General features: G+C 65.9%; 23 protein-coding genes and 1 pseudogene. 14 read left to right on the forward strand and 10 right to left on the reverse strand.

Annotated features, from left to right (window positions below; translation table 11 throughout):
• Positions 1–549, forward strand: a 549-nt coding sequence (locus HMPREF2581_RS30650) for a TraB/TrbI/VirB10 family type IV secretion system protein (RefSeq protein WP_139181938.1), incomplete at its 5' end; no start/stop codon positions are given.
• Positions 546–791, forward strand: coding sequence for a DUF2274 domain-containing protein (locus HMPREF2581_RS30655; protein WP_009398072.1), 246 nt, complete (start codon positions 546–548; stop codon positions 789–791). The genes HMPREF2581_RS30650 and HMPREF2581_RS30655, both read left to right, overlap by 4 nt.
• A 660-nt stretch (positions 792–1,451) precedes the next feature.
• On the opposite strand, the gene HMPREF2581_RS30660 is transcribed toward HMPREF2581_RS30655, so the two are convergent.
• A complete protein-coding gene (locus HMPREF2581_RS30660) occupies positions 1,452–2,759 on the reverse strand; it encodes an MFS transporter (RefSeq protein ID WP_003097074.1) in 1,308 nt (435 codons plus the stop codon).
• Positions 2,760–3,074: 315 nt separating this feature from the next.
• Positions 3,075–4,832 carry a cation:proton antiporter gene (locus HMPREF2581_RS30665; protein WP_003142154.1) on the reverse strand — a complete coding sequence of 586 codons (1,758 nt, stop codon included), beginning with the start codon at positions 4,830–4,832 and terminating at the stop codon, positions 3,075–3,077.
• Between the two features lie 363 nt (positions 4,833–5,195).
• Between HMPREF2581_RS30665 and HMPREF2581_RS30670 the strand changes: the two genes are divergently transcribed.
• The 3 genes from HMPREF2581_RS30670 to HMPREF2581_RS30680 all read left to right on the forward strand — a co-directional run bounded on the left by HMPREF2581_RS30670 (position 5,196) and on the right by HMPREF2581_RS30680 (position 7,080).
• Entirely contained in the window at positions 5,196–6,053 is an 858-nt protein-coding gene (locus HMPREF2581_RS30670) for a Tim44 domain-containing protein (RefSeq protein WP_003109134.1), read from the forward strand.
• Positions 6,054–6,248: 195 nt separating this feature from the next.
• Positions 6,249–6,650 (forward strand): SMI1/KNR4 family protein, encoded by a 402-nt coding sequence (locus tag HMPREF2581_RS30675; protein WP_003099687.1) that lies wholly within the window; start codon positions 6,249–6,251, stop codon positions 6,648–6,650.
• Between the two features lie 217 nt (positions 6,651–6,867).
• Positions 6,868–7,080 (forward strand): YgdI/YgdR family lipoprotein, encoded by a 213-nt coding sequence (locus HMPREF2581_RS30680; RefSeq protein WP_003097061.1) that lies wholly within the window; start codon positions 6,868–6,870, stop codon positions 7,078–7,080.
• A gap of 16 nt (positions 7,081–7,096) precedes the next feature.
• Here the strand turns inward: HMPREF2581_RS30680 and HMPREF2581_RS30685 are convergent, their stop codons facing one another.
• The gene (locus HMPREF2581_RS30685; protein WP_015503896.1) at positions 7,097–7,777 is read right to left on the reverse strand and encodes a GntR family transcriptional regulator; all 681 of its coding nucleotides are present in this window, start codon (positions 7,775–7,777) and stop codon (positions 7,097–7,099) included.
• Between the two features lie 64 nt (positions 7,778–7,841).
• Entirely contained in the window at positions 7,842–8,624 is a 783-nt protein-coding gene (locus HMPREF2581_RS30690) for an SDR family NAD(P)-dependent oxidoreductase (protein WP_003126007.1), read from the reverse strand.
• A gap of 115 nt (positions 8,625–8,739) precedes the next feature.
• On the opposite strand from HMPREF2581_RS30690, the gene HMPREF2581_RS30695 reads away from it, so the two are divergent.
• The 3 genes from HMPREF2581_RS30695 (at position 8,740) to HMPREF2581_RS30705 (ending at position 12,356) form a co-directional block, all read left to right on the forward strand.
• On the forward strand, positions 8,740–10,134 hold the full coding sequence (locus HMPREF2581_RS30695) for an aspartate aminotransferase family protein (protein ID WP_016254354.1): 1,395 nt from the start codon (positions 8,740–8,742) through the stop codon (positions 10,132–10,134).
• A gap of 1 nt (position 10,135) precedes the next feature.
• Positions 10,136–11,503 (forward strand): glutamine synthetase family protein, encoded by a 1,368-nt coding sequence (locus tag HMPREF2581_RS30700; protein WP_003142150.1) that lies wholly within the window; start codon positions 10,136–10,138, stop codon positions 11,501–11,503.
• Positions 11,504–11,597: 94 nt separating this feature from the next.
• Positions 11,598–12,356, forward strand: a complete 759-nt coding sequence (locus HMPREF2581_RS30705; protein WP_003097046.1) for an SDR family NAD(P)-dependent oxidoreductase — start codon at positions 11,598–11,600, stop codon at positions 12,354–12,356.
• Between the two features lie 47 nt (positions 12,357–12,403).
• Here the strand turns inward: HMPREF2581_RS30705 and HMPREF2581_RS30710 are convergent.
• A pseudogene (locus HMPREF2581_RS30710) lies at positions 12,404–13,142 on the reverse strand (hypothetical protein).
• 160 nt (positions 13,143–13,302) lie between these two features.
• Here HMPREF2581_RS30710 and HMPREF2581_RS30715 point away from each other — a divergent pair.
• The 3 genes from HMPREF2581_RS30715 (at position 13,303) to HMPREF2581_RS30725 (ending at position 16,453) form a co-directional block, all read left to right on the forward strand.
• Entirely contained in the window at positions 13,303–13,785 is a 483-nt protein-coding gene (locus tag HMPREF2581_RS30715; RefSeq protein WP_003097040.1) for an acyl-CoA thioesterase, read from the forward strand.
• Between the two features lie 378 nt (positions 13,786–14,163).
• Positions 14,164–15,867 (forward strand): YbaL family putative K(+) efflux transporter, encoded by a 1,704-nt coding sequence (gene ybaL / locus HMPREF2581_RS30720; protein ID WP_003099695.1) that lies wholly within the window; start codon positions 14,164–14,166, stop codon positions 15,865–15,867.
• Position 15,868: 1 nt separating this feature from the next.
• Positions 15,869–16,453, forward strand: coding sequence for a YqaA family protein (locus HMPREF2581_RS30725; RefSeq protein WP_003097034.1), 585 nt, complete (start codon positions 15,869–15,871; stop codon positions 16,451–16,453).
• Between the two features lie 37 nt (positions 16,454–16,490).
• Here the strand turns inward: HMPREF2581_RS30725 and pdxY are convergent, their stop codons facing one another.
• The gene (gene pdxY / locus HMPREF2581_RS30730; RefSeq protein WP_003142148.1) at positions 16,491–17,357 is read right to left on the reverse strand and encodes a pyridoxal kinase PdxY; all 867 of its coding nucleotides are present in this window, start codon (positions 17,355–17,357) and stop codon (positions 16,491–16,493) included.
• Between the two features lie 32 nt (positions 17,358–17,389).
• Here pdxY and HMPREF2581_RS30735 point away from each other — a divergent pair, with 32 nt between their 5' ends.
• On the forward strand, positions 17,390–17,890 hold the full coding sequence (locus tag HMPREF2581_RS30735) for a DUF3301 domain-containing protein (protein ID WP_003121391.1): 501 nt from the start codon (positions 17,390–17,392) through the stop codon (positions 17,888–17,890).
• Between the two features lie 12 nt (positions 17,891–17,902).
• On the opposite strand, the gene HMPREF2581_RS30740 is transcribed toward HMPREF2581_RS30735, so the two are convergent.
• A complete protein-coding gene (locus HMPREF2581_RS30740) occupies positions 17,903–18,691 on the reverse strand; it encodes an OXA-50 family oxacillin-hydrolyzing class D beta-lactamase OXA-488 (RefSeq protein ID WP_003097028.1) in 789 nt (262 codons plus the stop codon).
• Between the two features lie 71 nt (positions 18,692–18,762).
• A complete protein-coding gene (gene poxA / locus HMPREF2581_RS30745) occupies positions 18,763–19,641 on the reverse strand; it encodes an alpha/beta hydrolase PoxA (RefSeq protein ID WP_003097022.1) in 879 nt (292 codons plus the stop codon).
• A gap of 81 nt (positions 19,642–19,722) precedes the next feature.
• On the opposite strand from poxA, the gene HMPREF2581_RS30750 reads away from it, so the two are divergent.
• Entirely contained in the window at positions 19,723–21,489 is a 1,767-nt protein-coding gene (locus HMPREF2581_RS30750; protein ID WP_003097020.1) for a sensor histidine kinase, read from the forward strand.
• Entirely contained in the window at positions 21,486–22,829 is a 1,344-nt protein-coding gene (locus HMPREF2581_RS30755; RefSeq protein ID WP_003142146.1) for a sigma-54-dependent transcriptional regulator, read from the forward strand. The genes HMPREF2581_RS30750 and HMPREF2581_RS30755 overlap by 4 nt, the downstream gene beginning before the upstream one ends.
• Before the next feature lie 18 nt (positions 22,830–22,847).
• Here HMPREF2581_RS30755 and HMPREF2581_RS30760 read toward each other — a convergent pair whose 3' ends face one another.
• Together HMPREF2581_RS30760 and HMPREF2581_RS30765 are read right to left on the reverse strand one after the other, a co-directional pair.
• Positions 22,848–24,197, reverse strand: coding sequence for an APC family permease (locus tag HMPREF2581_RS30760; RefSeq protein WP_003099715.1), 1,350 nt, complete (start codon positions 24,195–24,197; stop codon positions 22,848–22,850).
• A gap of 101 nt (positions 24,198–24,298) precedes the next feature.
• Entirely contained in the window at positions 24,299–24,967 is a 669-nt protein-coding gene (locus tag HMPREF2581_RS30765; protein WP_003136463.1) for an N-formylglutamate amidohydrolase, read from the reverse strand.
• Positions 24,968–25,025 lie beyond the last annotated feature (58 nt).

A 25,025-nucleotide genomic window follows, 5' to 3' on the forward strand; every position in this document is an offset into this window, starting at 1 on the left:
GGCATCAAGTCCGACTTGCCGGGCGACGTGATCGCCACGGTGACGGAACCGATCTACGACACGGCCACTGGCAAGTTCCTGCTGATCCCGCAGGGATCTCGCATACTGGGCAAGTACAACAGCCAGGTCAGCTACGGCCAGAGCCGCGTGCAGGTGGTGTGGAATCGCATCATCCTGCCCGACACGTCATCACTCACGCTCGACAACCTGATCGGCACCGACCCGGCAGGCTATGCCGGTCTGGAGGACAACGTGGACTGGCATTGGGATCGGATCTTTGCAGGTGCCGTGCTGACCACGCTGCTGGGTGTCGGTGCCGAACTGGCTGCACCTGAGAACCGCCAGGACGGCGATCGCGTCATCATCGCCGGGCGCGACAGCCTGCAGGACACCGTGAACCAGGTCGGCCAGGAAGTGACCCGGCGCAATCTCAACATCCAACCCACGCTGACCAGCCGCCCCGGCTTGCCGGTGCGCATCATCGTCAACCGCGATCTGGTGCTACGGCCTTATCAGCCGCTGTTCTTCAACAAGGGGACTTCTCGATGAGCACGACCAAGAAACTGCGGCTGGGGCCGCTACCCAAGACCGAAAGCGTCAAGCTGACCTTCGCTTGCCCGGCCAGCTTGAAAGCCGATCTCGACCGCTACGCCGCGCTGCATGCGCAGGCGTATGGCGAGGCGGTCGATGCCTCGACGCTGATCCCGCACATGCTGGAGGCGTTCATGGCGGGGGATCGGGGATTCAGGAAAGGAAACGGCAGCAAGGCCGTGCCACCGAAGCCAAGCTGAAGATGCACTGGAACCAGACTGACCATCCCTCGAACGCGCAGCCCAACGCTGCGCGTTCTTCGTTCTGGATAGGCTGCGAGGGAATCGGCTAAGATGACTGAACAAGCCTGCCAGCCATTGGCAATCTCCATCGCTGCAACGCGACTCGACTCTCTTTCTCCAGGCTCTTATGTGGCTCCCAGCCCACAATGCCGCATCCTCTGCGAACGGCATGAAACAGAGCTAACCTATTGCCCCGTATATGGTTTCAAGCTTCGCGTGATTTCAACAAAATGCTTGACGCCAGCAATTTTTTATTCCCGGTAGGTCTCGCAGACGGGGCCTCGCTGCCTGGGGACGGCAGGCCCCTTGCGCTGTTCCGCCGTGGGAACGCGAGGAGATCGGCGTTTACGCGCCAAGGTTCCAGCCCCGCCGGAATGACGAGCCGCAGGGTGAATAACCGCTTGCGGTTATCCGCCGTGGAACGCAGGGGCACCGGCGGATTACTCCGCCGGCGTTGCGCGCCCCAGGGTTCCGGTCGGGATGCCGTGCCGTGGACCAACAGCCGGCGGGTGTGGGGAAATCGGTTGCCGCGCCAAAAAGCAGGACGGCGACCCGAAGGTCGCCGTCCTGTGGATAAAAAGGCCCGGAGTGTGTCGGGGCCATGAGCACGAGGCTCAATCAATCGGTCGTGATCTTCGAGTGCTTCTGGGTGTCCTTCATGAACACATAGACCAGCAGCGAGCAGGCGATGCAGGCGGTGACGTACCAGTAGAAGCCGCTCTCCAGGCCGACGCTCTTGAACCACAAGGCAACGTATTCGGCGGTGCCGCCGAAGATCGACACGGTCAGGGCATACGGCAGGCCGACGCCCAGGGCGCGGATCTCGGTGGGGAACAGTTCGGCCTTCACTACCGCGTTGATCGAGGTGTAGCCGCTGACGATCACCAGCGCCGCCATGATCAGGAAGAACGCGCCCCACCAGCTGTCGACGCTGTGCAGGGTGCTGAGGATCGGGTAGGTGAAGACGGTGCCGAGTACGCCGAAGGCGATCAGGATCGGCCGCCGGCCGATCTTGTCGGAGAGGGCGCCGACGATGGGCTGCAGCAGCATGAAGAGGAACAGGGTGGCAGCCGAGATCATGGTCGAATCGGTCTTGCTCATGCCTACCGTGTTCACCAGGTACTTCTGCATGTAGGTGGTGTAGGTGTAGAAGGCCAGGGTGCCGCCCATGGTCAGGCCGACCACGGTCAGCACTTCCTTCGGGTGGCGCAGCAGGGTGCGCAGCAGGCTTTCCTTCGGCTCTTCCTTCTTCTTCGAGAAGGACTCGGTCTCTTCCATGCCGCGACGCAGGAACATCGCCACCACTGCGCACAGCGCGCCGATGAAGAAGGGGACGCGCCAGCCCCAGCTTTCCAGTTGTTCTACGGTCAGGGTCTGTTGCAGGACGATCAGCACCGCCAGGGCGATGAGCTGGCCGGAAATCAGGGTCACGTACTGGAAGCTGGAGAAGAACCCGCGCTGTTCCTTGTTCGCCATCTCGCTCAGGTAGGTGGCGGAGGTGCCGTATTCGCCGCCGACCGACAGGCCCTGGAGCAGGCGCGCGACCACCAGCAGGATCGGCGCGGCGACGCCGATGGTTTCATAGCTGGGGGTCAGGGCGATGATCAGCGAGCCAAAGCACATCAGCAGCACCGAGGCCAGCAACGCCGCCTTGCGGCCCTTACGGTCGGCATAGATACCCATCAGCCAGCCACCGATCGGGCGCATCAGGAAGCCCACGGCGAAGATAGCTGCGGTGTTCAGCAGTTGGGCGGTCATGTCGCCCTGGGGGAAGAATGCCTTGGCGAAGTACAGCGAGAAGGCGGCGTAGACGTACCAGTCGTACCACTCGACCAGGTTGCCGACGGAACCGCTGAAGATCGACTTGATGCGTTGCGAAGTGGTGCGGGGCTGGGCAGACGCGGAAATGGCGTTGGCGCTTTCCATCGTGTTTCCTCTTTTCGTTGTTGTCTTGGATGTGCTGATCAGGGCGCAGCACACCGGCACATCGCGAGGGCGACGTATTGGATGGCTCGATAGCAGGTGCCGTGCCAACGCGGGAAAGCCGCGTGGGGACTGGGTTGGAAGAGGAGCGGGGTGGCCTTGGCCGAGCGGGAGTCCGCCGACCGGGAGAGTGGATAAGCGGAAATCCGCCGATCCTTCAGGGCAAAGGGTCCGATAGCGACATCAGGTGCAGGCGAGGGCGAATAACCGCAGCGTGGTTATCCGCCGATTCGACGGCAGGCCGGGATCGCTTGGCTCTCAGTGGCTGCCCTTTTCCTGGTCGAGGGTTTCCATCAGGGCGATCTGCATCCGCGAATGCACGCGGATCAGCCAGCGCCAGAGCACTGCGATCACCAGGCCGGCGACCAGCGCCACCACGATCAGCAACTCGCCCGGCGGCAGGATGCTCGAGCTGAGCGCAGCCAGCAGCACCATCATGCCGGCCAGCGACAGCAGCGGGATGATCTCGGAGATCACCCGACGTACCCGCGCCGTATGGCGTCCGGCTTTCTCCGGCTTGACCCCGAGTTCGGCCAGCAGCATCGACAGAGCCTTGAGCTTGCGGTACGCGGCGATCAGGAAGGCCAGCGAGACCAGCAGCGCGCCGCCCCAGATCAATGCCTTGTGCAGTCCATCGTAGGCGACCCACTGGCTCATCCAGGCGGAAAGCGTATCGGCGAAATAACCGCCGGCGAGGAAGATCGCGATCACCAGCGCCAGGTTCACCCCGACTTGCAGCAGGATGCGCCGGATCATCGCCGCCAGCACCGCACGGTCGCCCTGCGGCTGGATGCTGCGCAGCCAGTCGCCGTAGTGGCCGAAGATCCTCGCCATGCGCTGCGGCATGGCGTTGGCCAGGTGCTGCGAGAGCGGATCGGCGGCGCGGATCAGGTACGGGGTGAGCAGGGTGGTGATGGCCGAGACCGCTACCGCCACCGGGTAGAGGAAGTCACTGGTGACTTTCAGGGTCATGCCCAGGGCGGCGATGATGAAGGAGAACTCGCCGATCTGCGACAGGCCCATGCCGACCCGCAGCGAGGTGCGTCCATCGTTGCCGGCGATGAACGCGCCCATGCCGCAGGAAAACATCTTGCCGAGCACCACCGCGACGGTGATCAGGGCGATCGGCCAGGCGTACTCGACGAGGATCTTCGGATCGATCAGCAGGCCGATGGCGACGAAGAAGATCGCACTGAACATGTCACGGACCGGCTCGATCAGCCGTTCGATCTGCACCAACTGGCGCGACTCGGCCATGATCGCGCCGATCAGGAAGGCGCCGAGCACCATGCTGTACTCCAGCTTCACCACCAGCAGGCAGAAGCCGAAGCACAGGCCGAGCACGGTGACCAGCAGCATCTCGTTGCTCTCGAACTTCGCCACGTAGGCCAGCAGGCGCGGCACCAGGAGGATGCCGACGACCAGCGCGACGATCATGAACAGGCTGAGCTTGCCGACCGTGGAGAACACCTCGCCGGTTTCCACCGAACCGCTCACGGCGATTCCCGACAGCAGGGCGATGATGCCGATGCCGAGGATGTCCTCGACGATCAGCACGCCGAAGATCAGTTGGGCGAAGCGCTCGTTCTTCATCTTCAGGTCGCCGAGCGCCTTGACGATGATGGTGGTGGAGGAGATCGCCAGGATCGCGCCGAGGAACAGCGAGTCCATGGTGCTCCACTCGAAGAAGCGACCGATCTCGAAGCCGATCCAGATCATCAGGACGATTTCCAGGAACGCCGCGATGAACGCCGTGGCGCCGACCTGGAAGAGCTTGCGCAGGCTGAATTCCAGGCCGAGGCAGAACATCAGGAAGATCACCCCGAGTTCGGCCAGGGTCTTGATCGTGTCTTCGTCGTGGATCAGCCCGAAGGGCGGGGTGTGCGGGCCGATGATGAAGCCGGCGACGATGTAGCCGAGGACCACCGGTTGGCGCAGGCGGTGGAAGAGAATGGTGACCACGCCGGCCACCAGCATGATCACGGCGAGGTCCTGGATGAAATCGACGGCATGCATGGCGGCGGTCCTCGCTCGAGTGGGAATGGGTCGGCAAACGCGCGACCGGGAAGCCTCGCAGAGCCGCAGACTAGCACTGGCAAGTGCTTGATCGGGGTACTGAAAAAAACTGTAACAGACCTTTCTGCAAGGCTTTGCGCTGCGCCTTTCCAGCCGCCGGGCGGGCGTTCGTCTGCCGATCCGGGATAGCGCCTGTCATCCTCGTCAACGACGGTGTACCCTGGCGCCGACCCGCGAGCCAGACGCGGCGGGCGAAAAAACGGCGGCCGCGGAGCAATAGCCCGAAACAAAATCCGGCTGGTCCTGCCGCCCGTACCGCCGCAACATGACGCGCGTCGATTCCCCCAAGAGAGAAAGACTACAATGCAGCGTGTTCTCAGCATCGCCCTCGCCTTCTGCCTGGCGCTGACCGTCAGCCTGGATGCCAATGCCAAGCGCTTCGGCGGCGGCAAGAGCCTCGGCTCGGCACCCAGCCACCAGACCCGCCAGGCGCAGCCGGCCACTGCGCCGAACGCCACTGCTGCCGCCCCCAACGCCGCCCGTCCCGCCGCTGCCGCCAGCGGTGCTTCGCGCTGGCTCGGCCCGCTGGCCGGTATCGCCGCCGGCGGCCTGCTCGCCTCCATGTTCATGGGCGACGGCTTCGAAGGCATCCAGATGCTCGATATCCTGTTGATCGCCCTGGTGGCCTTCATTGCCTTCCGCTTCATCGCCGCTCGCCGACGCCAGCAGAACCAGGGGCAGCCGGCGATGGCCGGGCACGCGCCGATGCAGCGCGAAATGCCGGCCCAGGCGCCGATCTTCGGTGGCGCCACCGCCGCTGCCGCCGTTGCGCCGAGCCCGGTGATCAACGCGCCGAGCTGGTTCAACGAGGAGCGCTTCGTCGGTGCCGCTCGCGAACACTTCATGTCCCTGCAGCAGCATTGGGATGCCAACGAGATGGACAAGATCGCCGAGTTCGTCACCCCGCAGATGTTGCAATGGCTGAAGCAGGAGCGCGCCGAGATCGGCGACGCCTACCAGTCCACCTACATCGACAATCTGGTCGTGCAACTGGACGGCGTCGACGACCAGGCCGACAAGACCATCGCCACCCTGACCTTCAGCGGTGTGTCGAAGACCTCGCGCTTCGACCAGGGCGAAGCCTTCAGCGAAAGCTGGCGGATGGAGCGCGCCCAGGGCGAGAACCAGCCATGGCTGGTGGCCGGTATCCGGCAGAACTGATCCCGAGTGGTTGCGGTCCCTTCGGGGGCCGCCGAAACTCCCGCTCCCGCCAGGGAGCGGGGGTTTTTCATTTCCGTTGGCGGGTTGACCGACCATTCGTCCGGCGCCATGGCCGAAGGCCAGCCACGACACTTGTCTTGCGCTCGGTGCGGCTACTGTATAAAAAGCGCGCCACCCGTTGCGAGAGAGCCTGTCGTGGAAGACGTCATCGAAAAACTGCGTGAACTCAACGAACCGGTTCCGGTGCCCCTGGAACTGCCGGAAGAAGAACTGCTGGTGGAAATCGAGGAGGAGCTGCTGATCGGCATTCCCGCCGAATTCCGCGAATTCCTCCTGCTGGTCAGCGATGTGGTCTACGGCCGCCTGGAGCCGGTGACCGTGACCGATCCGCACTCGCACACCTACCTGCCCGAAGTGGCGGCCACTGCCTGGGACCTGGGCGTTCCGCGCGAGCTGATCCCGCTTTGCGAGGACGACGGCAGCTACTACTGCGTGGCGGAGGACGGCGAGGTGGTGCTCTGGGCCGATGGCGACCTCACCGATGAAAGCTGGGATTCGGTGTGGGTCTGGGCTCGCGACGTCTGGCTGGAGAGCTGAACCTGAACCGCTGCAAAGGCTCTGCAACGTGCCTTTGCGGCTGACTTCCCGACGTCGCGCGAGGCTGCCTGGAGGCCCTGCGCGCCGCCGTCGGTGCTTCGTCTCCGACAAAGCGCCGCTGCGCTAAGGAATTTCCCTCGATTGCCACGGTCACAAGGGCAATTCCGCACTTGTCGCTCCGGATGTAGGCAAGTGCGCTGCCCCGTGTGGAGATTCTATGAAGTTCAAAGCTCTGTTCGCTGCATTGCTGCTGACCAGCCTGGCGGGTTGCGCCAACCAGGCGGTGGTCACTTTGCAAGATGGCAGTGAGGTCCTGGTCAAGGATCAGTCGGATTACGACAAATACAATGACTACTACGAGTTCGAACAGCTGAATGGCGACACCATCCTGATCAAGAAGGACAATGTGCGCACCATTCGCCCGCAGTAGCGGCGCTTATCTCCCGTCAGGCGTGCTCGCCGGAGCGGTGTCGCTTTCGTGGCCGGGCCTCCAGCTCCAGGAGGTTCAGCAGGTACTGGCCGAAATAGGCCAGGTCCTGTTCGATCGCCGCGCGCGCGGCCGGGCCGTCGCCGCGGCGCAGTGCCTCCAGGGCGTCCTCGTGGAAATCGTTCAGGCGTAGGGACAGGTCGGCCTCGGTGAACAGCCGGTTGAAGAACGGCCCGACCTGTAGCCAGAGCGTCTCGATGAGACGCAGCAGCACCGGGTTGCCGCAGGCGCGGTAGAGCGTCAGGTGGAATTCGCTGTTGGCTTCCAGGTAGGCCTGTACCTCGCGTCGGCGCAAGGCGTCCTCCATTCGCCGCAGACATCCTTCGAGCCCTTCCAGTGCCTGCTCGTCCAGCCGGCCGCTGGCGCTTTCGGCCGCCAGCCCTTCGAGGGACAGGCGCACCTGGAGGATCTGCAGGAAACGCTCGCGGGTCATCAGCGGCACCCTGAGCGAGCGTTGTGCCTCGCCCTCCAGCGCCCCTTCCGCCACCAGCCGTTGCAGGGCGGCGCGAACCGGCATCGGGCTGGTGCCCCACTGGTTCGCCAGGTCGCGGATCTTCAGTCGCTCGCCGGGCTGGAAACGTCCGGCCAGCAAGTCTTCCCGCAGTCGTTGGTAGAGTCGTTCCTGGAGATTCTCGGCCATGGTCAGCTCCGGGTCGCCGGTGGCGCCGGAAGCTGGGAAAGCGTCAGGTTGCAGTTGCGCATGTTCAGCTCCGTTTGTTTTCGATCAGGCAGTTGCCGCCGTCCACCACCAGCAGTTCGCCGTTGACGAAGCTGGCTTCGGGCGAGGCGAGGAAGGCAACCGCGGCGGCCACCTCTTCGGGCCGGCCGGCACGTCCGCTGGGGCTGGCCAGGGCGGCCTGGCGTTCTTCGGCGGTGCTCGAGGCGGTGGCGATCCAGCCCGGCGCGACGCTGTTCACCGTGATGCCGCTCTTCGCCACCTCCAGCGCCAGGCCCATGCTCCAGCCGACCAGACCGGCCTTGGCCGCGCTATACGCGGCTTCGCCCGGGTTGCTGCCGCGGGTTCCGGTGGTGGAGGCGACGTTGACGATCCGCCCGTAGCCGCGCTCGCGCATGCCCGGCAGCAGGCCGCGGGTGAGCAGGAAAGCACTGGTCAGGTTGCGCGACAGGGACAGTTGCCAATCCCGCAGCGAGGTCGCTTCCACTGCGCTGAAGGGCTCCGCGCTGTCCAACTGGGCCATGCCGGCATTGTTCACCAGGATGTCGACCCGTCCCCACTGGGCTTCGGCCCAGTCCAGCAGACCCTGCACCTGGGCTTCGTCGGTCAGGTCGGCGCTCGCGGCGCGCACGTCGTGACCACATGCGCTCAGTTCCTCCGCTCGTTGCCTAATCCGCTCGCTGCTGGCGGTGATCAGCAGGCGCACGCCTTCGCGGGCCAGCCGCCGGGCAATGGCGAAACCGATGCCGAGTTCGCTGCCGGCGCCGCTGATGAGCGCGACCTGGCCTGTCCACTTCGGAAAATCGTTCATTTTTGTGATCACAAAATTGACATGGAAAACAGATTATCAGTGCTTTCAAATACTGTATTGACTTTTTTGTGATCACAAATGAAAGTTGTGCGAAATAAAAAACGAGGTGTTCGAAATGACCGCCAGTGGCATCGCCGAAGCCGCCGTGGAAACCTTCATGGCCCGCGAGCAGCAACGTTTCCTTGCGCAAAATCCACAGTCCGTCGCGCTCGCCGAGCGAGCCCGGCGTGCGTTGTTCGACGGCGTGCCGATGCACTGGATGAGCGATTGGTCGACACCCTGTCCGCTGTTCGTGGAGCGTGCCCACGGCGCGCGTTTCCATGATGTGGATGGCCACGTCTACGTGGACTTCTGCCTGGGCGACACCGGCAGCATGTTCGGTCATTCTCCGGCGCCGATCGCCCGGGCACTCGCCGAGCAGGGCGCGAACGGCCTGACCACCATGCTTCCGGGGGAGGATGCCATCGTCGCAGGCGAGCTGCTGGCGCAGCGCTTCGGCCTGCCGTTCTGGCAGGTAGCGACCACCGCTACCGACGCCAACCGCTTCGTCCTGCGCTGGGCGCGTGCGATCACCGGTCGCAAGGTGGTGCTGGTATTCGACGGTTGCTACCACGGCACGGTCGACGACACCCTGGTTCGCTGCCGCGACGGCCGCACCGTGCATCGCTCCGGCCTGCTCGGCCAGGCCCACGACCTCACCCAGTTCAGCCGCGCGGTGCCGTTCAACGACCTCCAGGCCCTGGAGCAGGCGCTGGCCAGCGAAGACGTGGCCGCCGTGCTCTGCGAGCCGGCGATGACCAACATCGGCATGGTCCTGCCGCAACCCGGCTTCCACCAGAAGCTGCGCGAGCTGACCCGTCGTCACGGCACGCTGCTGATCATCGACGAGACCCACACCATCTCCACAGGTCCTGGCGGCTGTACCCGCGCCTGGAAACTCGAGCCGGACTTCATCACCCTCGGCAAGCCGATCGCCGGCGGCGTACCGTGCTCGGTGTATGGTTGCAGCGCGGCGATGGCCAGCGCCATGCAACTGGCCAGGGCACGTGCCAGCGAGCAGAGCGAAGGCCACGGCCACAGCGGCATGGGTACCACGCTGTCGGCCAACGCCCTGGCGATGCGCTGTATGCGCGCCAACCTGGAAGAGGTGATGACCGATGCCGCCTACGCCCACATGCTGCCCCTGGCGGCGCGTCTGGCCGAGGGCTTCCGCAGGATTATCCACAAGCACGGCCTGGCCTGGTCGGTGACCGAGCTCGGTGCGCGCAGCGAGTTCCAGTTCTGCCCGCAATCCCCACGCGACGGCGCGGCCGCCGAGGCGGCGTTCCACGACAGCCTGCAGATGGCCTTGCACCTGTATCTGATCAACCGCGGCATCCTCATCACGCCGTTCCACAACATGACCCTGTGTTGCCCGGACACTCGCGAAGAAGACGTCGACCGCCTGCTCTCCAGCCTCGACGAGGCGCTCGGCGAGCTGCTCGCCATACCCGGCGCGCGGGAGGCCTGAGATGCATTTCGCCGATCCGCGGGAAGCCCGCGAGTTCCTCGCCGCACACCCCGAGGTGCGCAGCATCGAGCTGTTCCTGATCGACGCCAACGGCGTGCCGCGCGGCAAGCTGCTGCATCGCGACGAGCTGCTGGCGGTCTACGAAAGCGGGCGGCCGCTGCCGAGCACCATCCTCGGCCTGACCATCAATGGCGATGACGTCGAGGAGACCGGCCTGGTCTGGGACGTCGGCGATGCCGATTGCTGGACCTTCCCGCTGCCCGGCAGCCTGACCCTGCAACCCTGGCGGCAGTCACCGACCGGACAGGTGCAGGTCAGCATGCATCCCGAGTTCGGGCTACCGGCCGCGGCGGGCGATCCCCGGCATGTGCTGCAGCGGGTTATCCACAGCCTGCAGGCGGAGGGTTTCCACCCGGTGATGGCGGTGGAACTGGAGTTCTACCTGCTCGACCGCGAACGCGACAGCGACGGCCGGCCGTTGCCGGCGTTGCAGATGAATGGCCAGCGGCCGCGGGCGACCCAGGTCTATGGCGTCTACGAGCTGGAGCAGTTGCAGCCATTCCTCGATGACTTGTATGCCGCCTGCGAGGCCCAGGGCCTGCCGGCGCGCACGGCGATCTCGGAGTACGCGCCGGGGCAGGTGGAGATTACCCTGCAGCACCGCTTCGACGCGCTCCAGGCGATCGACGAAGGCGTGCGCTACAAGCGCCTGGTCAAGGGTGTGGCGAATCGCCATGGGTTGCAGGCCTGCTTCATGGCCAAGCCGTTCGCCGATCTATCCGGCAACGGCCTGCACCTGCACGTCAGCCTGGCCGACGCCGCTGGCAACAATCTGTTCGCCAGCAAGGACCCGGCCGGGACCCCGCTGCTGCGCCAGGCCATCGGTGGAATGAAGGCGTGCCTGCTGGAGTCTTTGGCGCTGTTCTGTCCGAACGCCAACTCGTTCCGCCGCTTCCAGGCGAACAGCTACGCGCCGCTGGCGCCGACCTGGGGAATCAACAACCGCACCGTGTCGCTGCGGGTTCCCGGCGGCCCGCCGTCCAGCCGGCACATCGAGCACCGCATCTGCGGCGCCGACGCCAATCCCTACCTGGCGGCGGCGGCGTTGCTCGCGGCGGTGCGCCTGGGTATTCGCGAGCGACTCGACCCCGGTGCGCCGATCACTGGCAACGGCTACGCTCAAGCCACCCAGGCGTTGCCGAGCGACTGGCTGACCGCGCTGCGCGCGCTGGAGGGCTCGGCCTGGGCGCGCGAGGCGCTCGGCGAGGATTTCCTGAAGATCTACCTGGCGATCAAGCAGGCCGAATACCGTGCCTTCATGGGCGAGGTCGGCGAGCAGGACTGGCGCTGGTATCTCAACCAGGCCTGAATGAACGGCTGCCGGCGTTGCCGGTCAGTCATTGAAGCGGGCGGCCGATTGGCCGTCGGTGTTTTCCACGCGGCACAGGAGTAAGGAAAAGCAGATGAGCACGCCCGTCGTTCTTATCACTGGTGCAGCCGGCGGCTTGGGCCGGGCAATCGCCAAGCGTTTCGCCCAGAGTCATTGGCGCATCGCCGCCACGGATGTGGATAAGGAGGGCCTGCACGCGCTGAACGCGCAGGTGCCGTTGGACGCCAGCGGGGTCGCCGACCTGCGCAGCGCGGATAACTGCCATACCCTGATGTCGAAGATTCTCGCCCGTACCGGACGTCTCGACGCCCTGGTGAATGCCGCGGGCGTCTGGCGCGAGGGGCCTGTGGAAAACTTCACCGAGGAGGATTTCGACCTGGTCCTGGGAGTCAACCTCAAGGCCTCCTTCTACATGTGTCAGGCCGCGATACCCTACCTGAAGGAAAACCAGGGCAGCATCGTCAACATCTCCAGCGACTCCGGACGCCAGGCCTACCGGGGTTCGGCGGCGTATTGCGCGAGCAAGGCGGCGCTGACCATGCTGAGCAAGACCCTCGCGCTGGAACTGGCCGAGCAGGGCGTGCGGGTCAACGCCGTGTCGCCGGCGGATATCGCCACGCCGATGCTCGACTACCAGGCCGAACGCTATGGGATGGGCAATCCGGATGGCTACAAGCGCGCGCTGCTGAAGGATTATCCACAGGGCAAGGCGGCACGCTTCATCCGCCCGGAAGAAGTCGCCGAGCTGGTCTGGTATCTCTGCGGCCCTCAGGCCGAAGCGATCACGGGCGCCGACTTGGCGGTGGACTTCGGCCTGTCCGCTGGCCGCTGAGTGGATTTTCCACGGGTCGCTCCGCTGGAGCGGCCTGTGGAAAAGTTTCAGTCGTCCCTGGCCTGACTGGATATCTTCACCCAGTTACCGGCGGCGGCGATGCCCATGCCGCCGTAACCCTGGCAGTCCCCGCCAAGGCTCTCCACCACTCGCAGGTCGATGCCTTCCTGCCATACCAGCAGGCTGCAGCCGGCGCCCAGGCCTTCGCTGCGCAGTCGGTAGAGGGCGCCTTGCCCCTCCAGCCGACCACTCGCCGACCGCCGCGGGCCCATATTCCATCAGTTTCTCCGGATTGCCGATGCGCATCAGGGCGAAGCTCGCCTGGTAGCCGCCCTTCACCGGTTCGATCTGCAGGCTTTCCCATTCGGCCTGCCCGGCGTAGCGCAGGTAGTGCCCGGCGAGGCCCTGGAGGGACGGATAGTCAACTTTCAGGGCAACCTGTTCCAGGTTGTGGCGCGTGGCCTTGCCGCTGTAGCCGCGATCCAGCGCCAGGTTCATCCAGGCGCGGGCGCGTCCCGGTTGCCCGGCCTTGAGGCTGGTCAGCGCGAGATTGTTCAGCGCCGGTTCCGAGTCGGCTCCGCCCTGTTCCTGGCGCTCGGCCAGGCGCAATTGCCAGGCGAAGGCGTCCAGCACCTGTGGATAACTCCCCTGTCGATAAGCCTGGGTGCCGCGCGTGTTGCATTCCGCGGCTGTGGCGCAGGGCGTATCCTCGGCCTGGATGGCAGCGGCACCGATGCCGGCAAGCACGGCCAGGGCCAGGAGAAGGATGCGAATGGCGGCAGGCATTGGCGCGATTCCCGGTGGAAAAGGGCCAGTCTAGAAAAGCCCGCGGATGTCTGCACGACCCGGCGCGATTTCGATCATGACGATTGAAAATTTGTGGCCGCTGCCGTCTTCGTTTGCGTCTATGGTGTCCCCCGCCCGTCCTGATGAGAGAAAAAGCGCTATGCAACCCGGAAACAACCAACTGTCGATGACCGTGCTGATGACCCCGGACATGGCCAATTTCTCCGGCAATGTCCATGGCGGTACCCTCCTGAAGTATCTCGACGAAGTCGCCTATGCATGCGCCAGTCGCTATGCCGGTCGCTACGTGGTGACCCTGTCGGTGGATCAGGTGATCTTCCGCGAGCCGGTGCATGTCGGCGAACTGGTGACCTTCCTCGCTTCGGTCAACTACACCGGGCGGACTTCCATGGAAATCGGCGTCAAGGTCATCACCGAAAACATCCGCGAGCAGTCCGTGCGTCATACCAACAGCTGTTTCTTCACCATGGTCGCCCTGGATGACGAGCGCAAGCCGGTGGCCGTCCGTCCGCTGGAGCTGGAAACCGCCGAGCAGAAGCGCCGCTTCGCCCAGGCCCAGCAACGCCGCCAGCTGCGCGCGGAGCTGGAGGCCCGCTACCAGGCGATTCGCGAAGACGGTTGAAGAAGGCTGCCGGTGTCCGGTCGAGCCCGCTTCGGACCTGATGCCGTTTCGCGAATTTTCGCAGCTTTTCATAAGAAAACGCAGAAGTTTGCCTCTGCTGGCGTCAATTCCTGACATTTCTTGATAAGAAACCGGCGTGCCTGTTAAAACTCCAGCAACGTCAACGGGTTAACCTGTCGGTATCGCGCCGGGTTTCGCCAGGAACCATAGCCGCCGTCGGGTCGCTCGAATGCCATGGGCCGGTCGCTCTGCCCGGCTCCGTTGGCGGAAAACCTTTCCGCCTTGCCGTCACGGGCGCGGGTCCGTGATCCATTTCGAACGTCGTCGTCCGCCGGCCAGGCCGCGGAGGACGCGTTCCCCGTGTTGCCGGGAGTCCTGATGCACCATACGCCGTTACTCACCACACTCGCCGCGGGGTTCGTCCTCGCCTTCCTCTTCGGGGCCCTGGCCAATCGCCTGCGCATTTCGCCGCTGGTCGGCTACTTGCTCGCAGGTGTTCTGGCCGGGCCGTTCACTCCCGGTTATGTCGCCGACCAGGCGCTGTCGCAGGAAATCGCCGAACTCGGCGTGATCCTGCTGATGTTCGGCGTCGGCCTGCACTTCTCGCTCAAGGACCTGCTCTCGGTGAAGGCCATCGCCATTCCCGGGGCGCTGGTGCAGATCGGCGTCGCCACGCTGCTTGGCATCGGCCTGGCCAAGCTGCTCGGCTGGAGCTTCGGCGGCGGCCTGGTATTCGGCCTGAGCCTGTCGGTGGCCAGTACCGTGGTGCTGTTGCGCGCCCTGGAGCAGCGCCAGTTGCTGGACACCAAGCGTGGCAGGATCGCCATCGGCTGGCTGATCGTCGAGGACCTGGCGATGGTCCTGACCCTGGTACTCCTGCCGGCGCTCGCCGGCACCCTCGGCGGCAAGACCGACGGCGGCGACGCCGGTCTGCTCTGGCCGCTGCTGATTACCCTGGGCAAGGTCGCCGCCTTCGTCGCCCTGATGATCTTCGGCGGTCGCCGGGTGGTGCCCTGGGTGCTGGAGAGGATCGCCGCCAGCGGTTCGCGGGAACTCTTCACCCTGGCCGTGCTGGCCATCGCCCTGGGCATCGCCTATGGCTCGGCGGTGCTGTTCGGGGTGTCCTTCGCGCTAGGCGCCTTCTTCGCCGGGATGATCCTCAACGAGTCCGAACTCAGCCACGAGGCGGCGGAGAACTCGTTGCCGCTGCGCGACGCTTTCGCGGTGCTGTTCTTCGTCTCGGTGGGGATGCTGTTCAATCCGATGATCCTGTTGCAGGAGCCGCTGACGGTCCTGGCCACCTTCCTGGTCATCGTCTTCGGCAAGTCGGTGGCCGCCTACCTGATCGTCCGCGCCTTCGGCCATCCGAACAGCACCGCACTGGTGATCGCCGCCAGCCTGGCGCAGATCGGCGAGTTTTCCTTCATTCTCATCGGCCTGGGCATTGGCCTCGAACTGGTGCCGGAGCAGAGCCGCGACCTGGTGCTGGCCGGGGCGATCCTGTCGATCCTGGTCAATCCGCTGCTGTTCATCGCCATCGATCGCCTGCAGCAACGCAAGGAGCAGCGCCTGGCGGAGGCCGCTGGCGGGGTTCGCGAGATGCCGGCGCAGGACCTGCCGCCGCCGATCCTGGAGCGCGAGCATGCGGTGCTGATCGGTCATGGCCGGGTTGGCGGGTTGGTCAGCGCTCGCCTGCGCGCCGCCGGGACGCCCTTCGTGGTGGTGGTGGACAAGCGTGACAAGGCCGACGAACTGCGCGAACAGGGCTACAGCGTGGTCCTCGGCAACGCCGCCAGTCCCGGCGTGCTGGAACTGGCCAACATCGCCGAGGCGCGCTGGTTGCTGATCGCCATTCCCAACGGCTTCGAGGCCGGGCAGATCGCCAGCCACGCCCGCGCGGTGAACCCGCCGCTGGACATCGTCGCCCGGGCGCATTTCGACGCCGAGGTGGACTACCTGGAGCAGAACGGCGCCAACCTGGTGATCATGGGCGAGCGCGAGATCGCCTGCGGCATGGTCCATCGCCTGGGACTCGACCGTGACGAGCGCGGCGCCGACGCACCGCTGCCGCAGTCGGCCTGACATGTTGCGCCGTCTCTACGACTGGACCCTGCGCCTGGCCGGCCATCCCCGCGCGGAGCTGGCCCTGGGCGGGGTGACCTTCGCCGAAAGCTCATTCTTCCCGATTCCGCCGGACGCCTTGCTGGTGCCGATGGTCCTGGCCAACCGGGCCAAGGCCTGGCGCTACGCGACGATCTGCGCGATCAGCTCGGTGCTGGGCGGCATCGCCGGCTATTTCATCGGCTTGCTGCTGTTCGAGAGCGTGGCCATGCCGATCCTGGCGTTCTACGGCTTGCTGGAGAACTTCGAACAGGTCGCCGAACGCTACAACGAACTGGGCTGGCTGATGGTGCTGCTGGGCGGCGGCTTCACGCCGCTGCCGTACAAGGTGATCACCATTACCAGCGGAGTGACCCAGCTCGACCTCTGGCTGTTCGTCGGCCTCAGCCTTGTCGCCCGCAGCCTGCGCTTCGCCGCTACCTGCGCTTTGCTGTTCTGGGCTGGCCCACGCCTGAAGACCCTGATCGAGCGGCGCCTGGGCATGGCTTTCGTGCTGATGGCGGTGATGGTGGTCGGTGGGTTGATGCTGGGGAAATACGTTCTTTGAGCTGCCTGTGGATGATTTTCACCCACTGGGATGGAGACTAAAGGCGCACTGCGTCGAAACGAACCCTTGGGTGTGCGATCCGATCCTGCGCCCGCACCAGCTCTAGCTCGTAGCTGCCGCAGGCCTGGGTTTCCAGCAGCACTTCATGGACCGCGGCGCCGGCGAATTCGAAGGCGTTACGCAAGTCGTCGCCGAGCAGCAGGCGAGAGAGGAACAGCCCCGAGGCCAGGTCGCCGACTCCGACCGGTTGCCGCGGGAAGGCCAGCAGCGGGCGTTGCAGGTGCCAGGCCTGATCGGCGGCCACCAGCAGCATCTCGAAGGTGTCGCCGGCCTTGCCCGGATAGTTCAGGTGCTTTACCAGGATTGCCCTGGGACCGCGTGCCAGCAGGCTCCGTGCCATTTCCACGCAGTCGGCGAGGGAGTTCGGCTGGCGGTCGCAGAAGCTGTCCAGCTCCAACTGGTTGGGGCACAGGTAGTCGGCGACCGCGGCGGCTTCTTCCAGCAGGAAGTCGCTGACTTCCGGGGCCACGATGCAGCCTTTTTCCGGGTGGCCCATGACCGGGTCGCAGAGGTACAACGCCCGAGGGTTGGCCTGTTTGATCCGTGCCACCACGTCGAGAATGGCGCGGCCCTGGGCGGCGCTGCCGAGATATCCGGACAGCACTGCGTCGCAGTTGCCCAGTTCGCCGATGCCGGCAATACCGTCCACCAGAGCCGGAATCTGCTCCGGCGGCAGCACCTGCCCGGTCCATTGACCGTACTGGGTGTGGTTGGAGAATTGCACCGTGTTCAACGGCCAGACGTTGATTCCGATGCGCTGCATCGGGAACACCGCCGCGGCATTGCCGGCGTGGCCGAAGACCACATGGGACTGGATGGCGAGCAGGTGGGGCGTACGTGGCATGAGACGACTTCCTACAGCTGAGTCGGCGCAGTATGGGGGCTAATTCACATGGCGAAAACACCCCCCACTCGCTGCCTGCCGGGAGAACGGGTAAGCTGGCCGTCCCCCTACACCGGATTCCGCTCGTGACCCTGGGTAACCTTTTCGTCATGCTCCTGTTGGGCGCCGCCGCAGCCTGGTGGTGGCGCGCCCATGGCGTGCGCGAGCGGGCGTTACTGCTGGCCAAACAGCATTGCGCCAAGCAGGGCGTGGAACTGCTCGACGAGAATGTCGCGCGCCGGCGCCTGCGCCTGGCCCGTGACCACCGCGGGCAGTGGCGGCTGAGCCGCGAGTTCGGTTTCGAATTCACCGTCAGCGGCGAGGAACGCTACGCCGGGCGCATCGTCATGTATGGCTATCACCTCGGCGCCATCGAATTGGCCCCGCATCGCTTCGAGGCGGCCGCCGAGGTCGACAACCCGCCGGTGCATAGCGCCGAGGTGATTCGCCTCGACGAGTGGCGGCAGTCCCGGCAGAAAAAGGTCGGCGACTGAGGCGGCAGAGCGTCAGGGCAGTATCCCGAGAGCCTTGAGACTGGCCTTGCCCAGTTCGACGCGCTTGCCGATGTCGGCCTCGCCGCCGGGCATGTCGATGTTCAGGGCGAAGCCGTAGAGCCGCTCGTTGCGCTTCACCCAGCCCACCCACCAGCCGAGTTCCGGCGTGCAGTCGAAGCACCAGCCGGTCTTGCCGTGCAGCTCCCAGCCCGGGCCGCTTTCCAGCAGGGTCATGGCGCGCACGGTGGACTGCACCGGGGCGGGGAATGGCAATTCTCCCTGCGCCAGTCGGAGCAGAAAGCGGGTCTGCTCCATCGCGCTGATCTTCAGCGGTCCCACCAACCAGAAGTTATCCACAACCTGGCCGATTTCCGCGTTGCCGTAACCCAGGCGCGAGACATTGGCGCGCATCCGCTCCAGGCCGATGCGCCGCGCCAGTTCCTGGTAGACCGGTACGTTCGATGCCTTGATCGCGTCGCGCAGGCTCATGTCGTGCTCCCAGGCCTTGAAGCGCTGGGGTTTGCCGCCATAGGGAAGAACCTCGTCGGCGGATCTAACCGCCCCTGTGGATAAGCCGATCAGGCTGTTCGCCACCTTGTAGGTGGAAGCGGGAACGAAGCGGGTTTCCGCGCGCTCCCGGTCATGGCCGACATAGCGCTGCCGCTGCACATCGTAAAGGACGAAGGTGCCTTTCACACCGGCCGCTCCGAATAGCTTGTCCACGGCCCGGCTGTCGTTCCATTCGCTGGCCTGGGCATGCCCGGAGAGCAGGAGAAGGGCGCTGAAGAGGAGAGGGCGCATGGCTCGGTCCTGTGGGGGTCATCCTCCTTGGGACCGATGGATGAGCGCCGGATTCCCTACGGAAGGAGCGTTCATGGATTGGGCAGGAGAAAGTCGCGTACGCGTTCGGCGGCAGCGGCCGGGTCTTCCTGCATGAAGCAGTGGCCGCCGACCACCGCGTGGGCGCTGACCTGGGGGTTGAGCGAGCACCAGCGCGCCACCGACTTGGCGACGAAAGGGTAGGTGCGGTCACCGTAGAGCACGCGGGTCGGCGTGGTGATCTTGCCCAGCGACGGCCACAGCCGCCTGGGGAAGGAGCTGAAGATCTCCGCTTCGCGGCTTGGCCGGCACTTCAGCTCGACTCCGCCGTCGCTCTCCTTCAGCGCATATTCCACGTAGGCCCACAGCGCCTCGTCGGTCCAGCCCTTGAAGATACCGCGGCCGCGCAAGCCGGCGTAGGCGGCTGCGCGATCGGGCCACTGGCTGCGGCGCAGGCGCGCCTTCTTCGCCAGGCTGCCGCGCAATTGCAGGCCGAGGGTCTCGGAAAGTGCCATCACGCCGATCATCGCCGGGGTGAACAGTACCGGGTCGAGCAGCACGGCGCGGGCGAACAGGGTGGGATGGCGGGCCAGGACGAGGCTGCTGAGGACGCCGCCGAAGCTGTGCCCGCAGGCCAGTCGCTGGACATCGCCATAGGGACCGCGCCCGGCCTCGAAGGCCTCCACCGCCATCTCGGCGTTGCGGTTCCAGCCGTGGAAGCGGCCGCCATGGTCGCTTTCGCCGTGGCCCTGGATGTCGCACAGCCAGAGGTCGAAATCCTCCGCCAACAGACGCAGCATCGGTTCGTAGGTGCGGCCGCAGAAGCCGTTGCCATGGAGGAAATGCAGCAACGGCTTGCCGCTCGGTTCGCTGCGCCAGCCGCGCAGGGTGAAACCGGCGGAGCAGGAATGGGACCAGGGGGATAGCGACATGGGCGGACTCCTCGTACGGCGCGCAGTGTAACCGGGCGCCGTGCTATCGTCGCCGCTTCCCGCCGCCGTTTCGATCCGCCGATGTCCTTGTCCCGTCCGCTGCGCCTGTTCCTGCTGTTGTTGCCGCTGCTCGGCGGCCTGCTGCTGTCCATGGACTGGGCGGGACGCCAGGCGCGGCAGCAGGCGCTACGCGCCGAGGGCGAACAGGTGCGCAAGCAGCTGGACCTCTACGCCGGCTCGCTGCAGACCCTGATCGAACGCTTCCGCAGCCTGCCGGCGGTACTGGCGCTGGATCCGGATCTGCGCGCGGCGCTGGCCGGGCCGATCGACGGCGAGTTGCAGCAGCGCCTCAACCTCAAGCTGGAAAGCATCAACCTGGCCGCCCGCTCCTCCACCCTGGAGCTGCTCGACCGTACCGGGCTGGCCGTGGCGGCGAGCAACTGGAACCTGCCGACCAGCTACGTGGGCCACAACTACGGTTTCCGTCCCTATTTCCGCCAGACCATCGCCCAAGGCTCCGGACGTTTCTATGCGGTCGGGGTGATCAGCGGGATTCCCGGTTATTTCCTGTCCCACGCGGTGCGCGCCGAGGACGGCAGCTTCCTGGGCGCAATCGTGGTCAAGCTGGAGTTTCCCGATCTGGAACGGCAGTGGAACCAGACCCCCGACCTGGTCCTGGCCAGCGACGCCAAGGGTATCGTGTTCCTCGCCAACCACGCCGGTTGGCGCTACCGCGAACTGGAACCGCTGGATACCGTGGACCGCTTCGAACTGGCGGAGACCCGGCAATACGATCGCCAGCCCCTGACACCCCTGCGCCACCAGACCTTGCGCAGCTACGGCGAAGACAGCCGTCTGGCGCGGGTGGAAAGCGCCGACGGCGAGAAGGACTACCTCTGGCAATCGCTGGACCTGCCCAACGACGGCTGGACCCTGCACTTGCTGCGCGACACCGCGAGCATCCAGGACGACGTCGCCACCGCGCGCCTGGCCGCCGCCGGCACCTGGCTGGCGCTGGTCTTCCTCGGCTTGTTCCTGCACCAGCGCTGGCGTATCGCCCGCCTGCGGCAACGTAGCCGGGAGGAGCTGGAGCGCCTGGTCGAGCAGCGCACCGCCGACCTGCGTACCGCGCAGGACGGCCTGGTGCAGGCGGCCAAGCTGGCCGCCCTGGGGCAGATGTCGGCGGCCCTGGCCCATGAGATCAACCAGCCGCTCACCGCCCAGCGCATGCAACTGGCCAGCCTGCGCCTGCTGCTCGACGCCGGACGCCACGACGAGGCGCGCCAGGCGTTGCCGCGCATCGACCAGATGCTCGAACGCATGGCCGCGCTCACCGGCCACCTGAAGACCTTCGCGCGCAAGAGCGCCGGCGGCCTGCGCGAGCGTATCGAGTTGGGTCACGTGGTCGAACAGGCGCAGCAGTTGTTGCTGCCGCGAATCCGCGCCGAACGGGTGGAGATCGAGCAGGCGCTGCTCTGGCCGGCCTGGGTGATGGGTGACGCGATCCGCCTGGAACAGGTGCTGGTCAACCTGCTGCGCAACGCCCTGGATGCCGTTGCCGGCCAGGAGCGGCCATGGATCCGCCTGGCCCTGCAACGGCTTGGTGGCGACTGGGTGCTGAGCGTCGCCGACAACGGCGGCGGGATTCCCGCCGAGCACCTGGGCAGCGTCTTCGATCCGTTCTTCACCACCAAGCCGGTGGGAGAGGGACTCGGCCTCGGCCTGGCGGTATCCTATGGGATCGTCCACGAACTCGGCGGCCGCCTGCAGGTCGCCAATGCCGAAGCGGGAGCGGTGTTCAGCCTGATCCTGCCGGCGGCCCCCGATGACACGAGCGTAACGACATGAGCGACCAGGTGATCTTCGTCGACGACGAAGCGACGATCCGCGAAGCGGTGCAGCAATGGCTGGAGCTGTCCGGCTTCGAGGTGCGCCTGTGCCTGCGCGCCGAGGAATGCCTGGAAGCGTTGGACAAGTCCTTCGCCGGGGTGGTCATCAGCGATGTGCGCATGCCCGGCATGGACGGCCTGCAACTGCTCGCCAACCTGCAGGCGGTTGATCGCGACCTGCCGGTGATCGTGGTCACCGGGCACGGCGACGTGCCGATGGCGGTGGAGGCCATGCGCCAGGGCGCCTACGACTTCATCGAGAAACCCTTCACGCCCGAGCGCCTGCTCGGCAGTTTGCGGCGCGCGCTGGAAAAGCGCCGCCTGGTGCTGGAGAACCGGCGCCTGAAGGAGCAGGCCAGTCTCAAGGACCAGGTCGATGCGCGTCTGCTCGGCGTGTCCAAGCCGATGGAAGCGTTGCGCCGGCAGGTTCTGGCCCTGGCGCCGACCCCGGTGAACGTCCTGATCCGTGGTGAGACCGGCAGCGGCAAGGAACTGGTTGCCCGCTGCCTGCACGACTTCGGGCCGCGCGCCGACAAGCCGTTCGTGGCGCTGAACTGCGCGGCGATTCCCGAGCAACTGTTCGAGAGCGAGCTGTTCGGTCATGAGAGCGGTGCCTTCACCGGCGCGCAGGGCAAGCGCATCGGCAAGCTCGAGCATGCCCATGGCGGCACCCTGTTCCTCGACGAGATCGAAAGCATGCCGTTGGCGCAGCAGGTCAAGCTGCTGCGCGTCCTGCAGGAGCAGCAACTGGAGCGGCTCGGCTCGAACCAGAGTATCCACGTCGACCTGCGGGTGATTGCCGCGACCAAGCCCGACCTGCTGGCCGAAGCACGTGCCGGACGCTTCCGCGAGGACCTGGTGTATCGCCTGAACGTCGCCGAGCTGCGCCTGCCGCCGATCCGCGAGCGTCGCGAGGACATCCCGCTGCTCTTCGAACATTTCGCCAGCGTTGCCAGCCAGCGCCTCGGCCGCGAGCCGCAGCCCGCCGCGCCGGCGGAACTGGCGCGGCTGATGGCCCACGACTGGCCGGGCAATGTACGCGAGCTGGCCAACGCCGCCGAGCGTCATGTCCTCGGCCTGGAGCGCGGGGACGCGGAGGAAGGCGGCGGCCTCACCTCGGGGCTGGCGGAACGCATGGAAGCCTTCGAGGCGGAGTGCCTGCGCCAGGCGCTCGGCCAGTGCCGCGGGGACATCAAGGCGGTGATGGAGTTGCTGCAACTGCCGCGTCGGACACTCAACGAAAAGATGCTGCGGCATGGCCTCAGCCGCAGCGATTTCGTCGGTGAAGAGCCGGCCTGAAGCAGCCCTCGCGAGGCGTCAGAGATCCTTGGCCAACTCCGTTGGCGCCTGGCGCCCGCCGCGTTGCAGCAACGCCAGGTAGACCAGCCCCACCGCGATCCAGGCCAGTCCGAGCAACTGTGCGTCGAGGCTCATGCTGTACAGCACGTAGGCGATGATCGCCAGGCCCACCAGCGGGAACAGTAGATGCCGCAACCACTGGCCGGAGCGCTGGCGGCGGTAGTAGTGGTTGATCACGCTCAGGTGCAGCAGGCAGAAGCCGGTGAGGGCACCGAAGTTCACCAGTGAGGTGAGCACGTCCGGTGCGTCGAGGAAGGCCCAGCCGATTCCCAGCGACAGCACCGCCACCAGGTACAGGCTGACGTGCGGCGTCTGGTAGCGCGGATGGACCCTGGCCAGCGCGCGCGGCAGCCTGCCGTCGCGGGCCATCGAGTAGAGCAGGCGCGAGACCGCTGCCTGCGAGGTGATCGACACGGTGACACCCCAGGCCAGCGCGGTGGCTACCGCGGTCAGCATCGACAGCCACTGGCCACCGGCCGCTTCGGCGATCTCGTAGAAGGCGGTGTCCGCCGACTTGAAGTTCATCCCGGCGGCGAGGTCGGTGGCCAGCCAGGTCTGCGCGATGAAGATGCCGCCCATGATGAACAGCGCGATCAGCGCGGCGCGGCCGATCTGTCGCGCGGGATCGCCCTTGACCTCCTCGGCGAGGGTGGAGATGGCGTCGAAGCCGAGGAACGACAGTACGGCGATCGAGGCGGCCTTCATCACCAGGCCGAGATCGAAGGCCTCCGGGCGATACAGCGGTTCGAGGGTCAGCCGGCCGTTGCCCAGGCCGCCTTCCAGCGCCTGGTAGCCGACCACCAGGAAGATCGCCAGGACCACCAGCTCTCCGATCAGGAACAACAGGTTGGCGCGGGCGGCGAAGGTGATGCCGCGCAGGTTGACCAGGGTCGCCGAGACCAGGAACAGCAGCATCCAGGCCAGCTTGGGGATCGCCGGGAACAAGTGGTTCAGCGCCAGTGCGCTGAACACGTAGAGCAGCGGCGGGATCAGCAGGTAGTCGAGCAGCAGCACCCAGCCGGCGATGAAGCCGACATGGGGGTGGATGCCGCGCTGCGCATAGGAATACACCGAGCCGGCAATCGGAAAGGCCTTGGCCATGGCTCCGTAGCTGAGGGCGGTGAAGAGCATCGCCAGCATGCCCACCAGGTAGGCCATCGGCACCATGCCGTGGGCGTCGGCATGGACCCAGCCGTAGACCCCGAACGGGGCGATGGGGATCATGAAGATCATCCCGTAGATGATCAGGTCGCTCAGGGACAGGCTGCGGCGCAGCTGTTGCCGGTATCCGAACTGTTCGATGGCCATGACGGGCTCCTCGGGAAAAGGCAGCGTATTGTCGTTATCGGCGCCGCACGCGAAGCGGGCCTCTTTCTCGTTATTGGCGACCGGCGGCGCCGGTCATCGCATCAGAGCCAGGGATACAGACGCTCGGCCCAGGCGCTCACCGCATCCGGCGTGCGCAATCCATCGTTGCGGATCTCCAGCAGCACCGCTTCCAGACCGCGTGCGTCGCCATGCACCGGAACGGTAGTGTCTTCCGCCGGGTCGATCGCATAGGGCTGGTTGCCGGCGACTTCCAGGCCGTGCCGGCGCAAACCGTCGAGGATGCGCCCGGCGTAGGCGCCGGCGTTGCGATAAAGCACCCCGGCAACCAGCGGGCGGGGTCTGCCGTGGTACACCGGGGTAAAACTGTGCACGCCGACCACGCGGGTCGGCACGCCGGCGGCCTGGCGCTCGTCGAGCAGTTGCGTCAGGCGCTGGTGGAACGGATGGAACAGGCAATCCTGGCGATAGCGGCGCACCGTCTCGGACAGCTCGCGGTTGCCGGGAACCGGGTAGATCTCGCTGTGCGGCGGAATGCTGTCGGGTGCCTCCAGCGGTCGGTTCAGGTCGATCAGCAGGCGCGAGTAGCCGGCCGCCAGCAATGGCGCGTCGAGCCGCCGGGAAAGCTCTTCGGCCAGCGCCAGGGCGCCGATATCCCAGGCGATGTGTTCTTCCGCCGCGGCCTGGTCCAGGCCGAGGCGCTGCAACTCCAGCGGGATGTGCCGGCTGGCGTGCTCGCAGACCAGGACCACCGGGCTGCGCCCTTCGGGGTTGAGCAGGCGGTAGGGAGGCAGCTGGTAGATGCCGAGT

Source organism: Pseudomonas sp. HMSC057H01 (assembly GCF_001836405.1).
GTDB lineage: Bacteria > Pseudomonadota > Gammaproteobacteria > Pseudomonadales > Pseudomonadaceae > Pseudomonas > Pseudomonas aeruginosa.

Coding starts and splice junctions, on each gene's coding strand:
- HMPREF2581_RS30655 (WP_009398072.1), top strand. CDS start 546: ATGAGCACGACCAAGAAACTGCGGCTGGGGCCGCTACCCAAGACCGAA.
- HMPREF2581_RS30660 (WP_003097074.1), bottom strand. CDS start 2,759: ATGGAAAGCGCCAACGCCATTTCCGCGTCTGCCCAGCCCCGCACCACT.
- HMPREF2581_RS30665 (WP_003142154.1), bottom strand. CDS start 4,832: ATGCATGCCGTCGATTTCATCCAGGACCTCGCCGTGATCATGCTGGTG.
- HMPREF2581_RS30670 (WP_003109134.1), top strand. CDS start 5,196: ATGCAGCGTGTTCTCAGCATCGCCCTCGCCTTCTGCCTGGCGCTGACC.
- HMPREF2581_RS30680 (WP_003097061.1), top strand. CDS start 6,868: ATGAAGTTCAAAGCTCTGTTCGCTGCATTGCTGCTGACCAGCCTGGCG.
- HMPREF2581_RS30685 (WP_015503896.1), bottom strand. CDS start 7,777: ATGGCCGAGAATCTCCAGGAACGACTCTACCAACGACTGCGGGAAGAC.
- HMPREF2581_RS30690 (WP_003126007.1), bottom strand. CDS start 8,624: ATGAACGATTTTCCGAAGTGGACAGGCCAGGTCGCGCTCATCAGCGGC.
- HMPREF2581_RS30695 (WP_016254354.1), top strand. CDS start 8,740: ATGACCGCCAGTGGCATCGCCGAAGCCGCCGTGGAAACCTTCATGGCC.
- HMPREF2581_RS30700 (WP_003142150.1), top strand. CDS start 10,136: ATGCATTTCGCCGATCCGCGGGAAGCCCGCGAGTTCCTCGCCGCACAC.
- HMPREF2581_RS30705 (WP_003097046.1), top strand. CDS start 11,598: ATGAGCACGCCCGTCGTTCTTATCACTGGTGCAGCCGGCGGCTTGGGC.
- HMPREF2581_RS30715 (WP_003097040.1), top strand. CDS start 13,303: ATGCAACCCGGAAACAACCAACTGTCGATGACCGTGCTGATGACCCCG.
- ybaL (WP_003099695.1), top strand. CDS start 14,164: ATGCACCATACGCCGTTACTCACCACACTCGCCGCGGGGTTCGTCCTC.
- HMPREF2581_RS30725 (WP_003097034.1), top strand. CDS start 15,869: ATGTTGCGCCGTCTCTACGACTGGACCCTGCGCCTGGCCGGCCATCCC.
- pdxY (WP_003142148.1), bottom strand. CDS start 17,357: ATGCCACGTACGCCCCACCTGCTCGCCATCCAGTCCCATGTGGTCTTC.
- HMPREF2581_RS30735 (WP_003121391.1), top strand. CDS start 17,390: ATGGGGGCTAATTCACATGGCGAAAACACCCCCCACTCGCTGCCTGCC.
- HMPREF2581_RS30740 (WP_003097028.1), bottom strand. CDS start 18,691: ATGCGCCCTCTCCTCTTCAGCGCCCTTCTCCTGCTCTCCGGGCATGCC.
- poxA (WP_003097022.1), bottom strand. CDS start 19,641: ATGTCGCTATCCCCCTGGTCCCATTCCTGCTCCGCCGGTTTCACCCTG.
- HMPREF2581_RS30750 (WP_003097020.1), top strand. CDS start 19,723: ATGTCCTTGTCCCGTCCGCTGCGCCTGTTCCTGCTGTTGTTGCCGCTG.
- HMPREF2581_RS30755 (WP_003142146.1), top strand. CDS start 21,486: ATGAGCGACCAGGTGATCTTCGTCGACGACGAAGCGACGATCCGCGAA.
- HMPREF2581_RS30760 (WP_003099715.1), bottom strand. CDS start 24,197: ATGGCCATCGAACAGTTCGGATACCGGCAACAGCTGCGCCGCAGCCTG.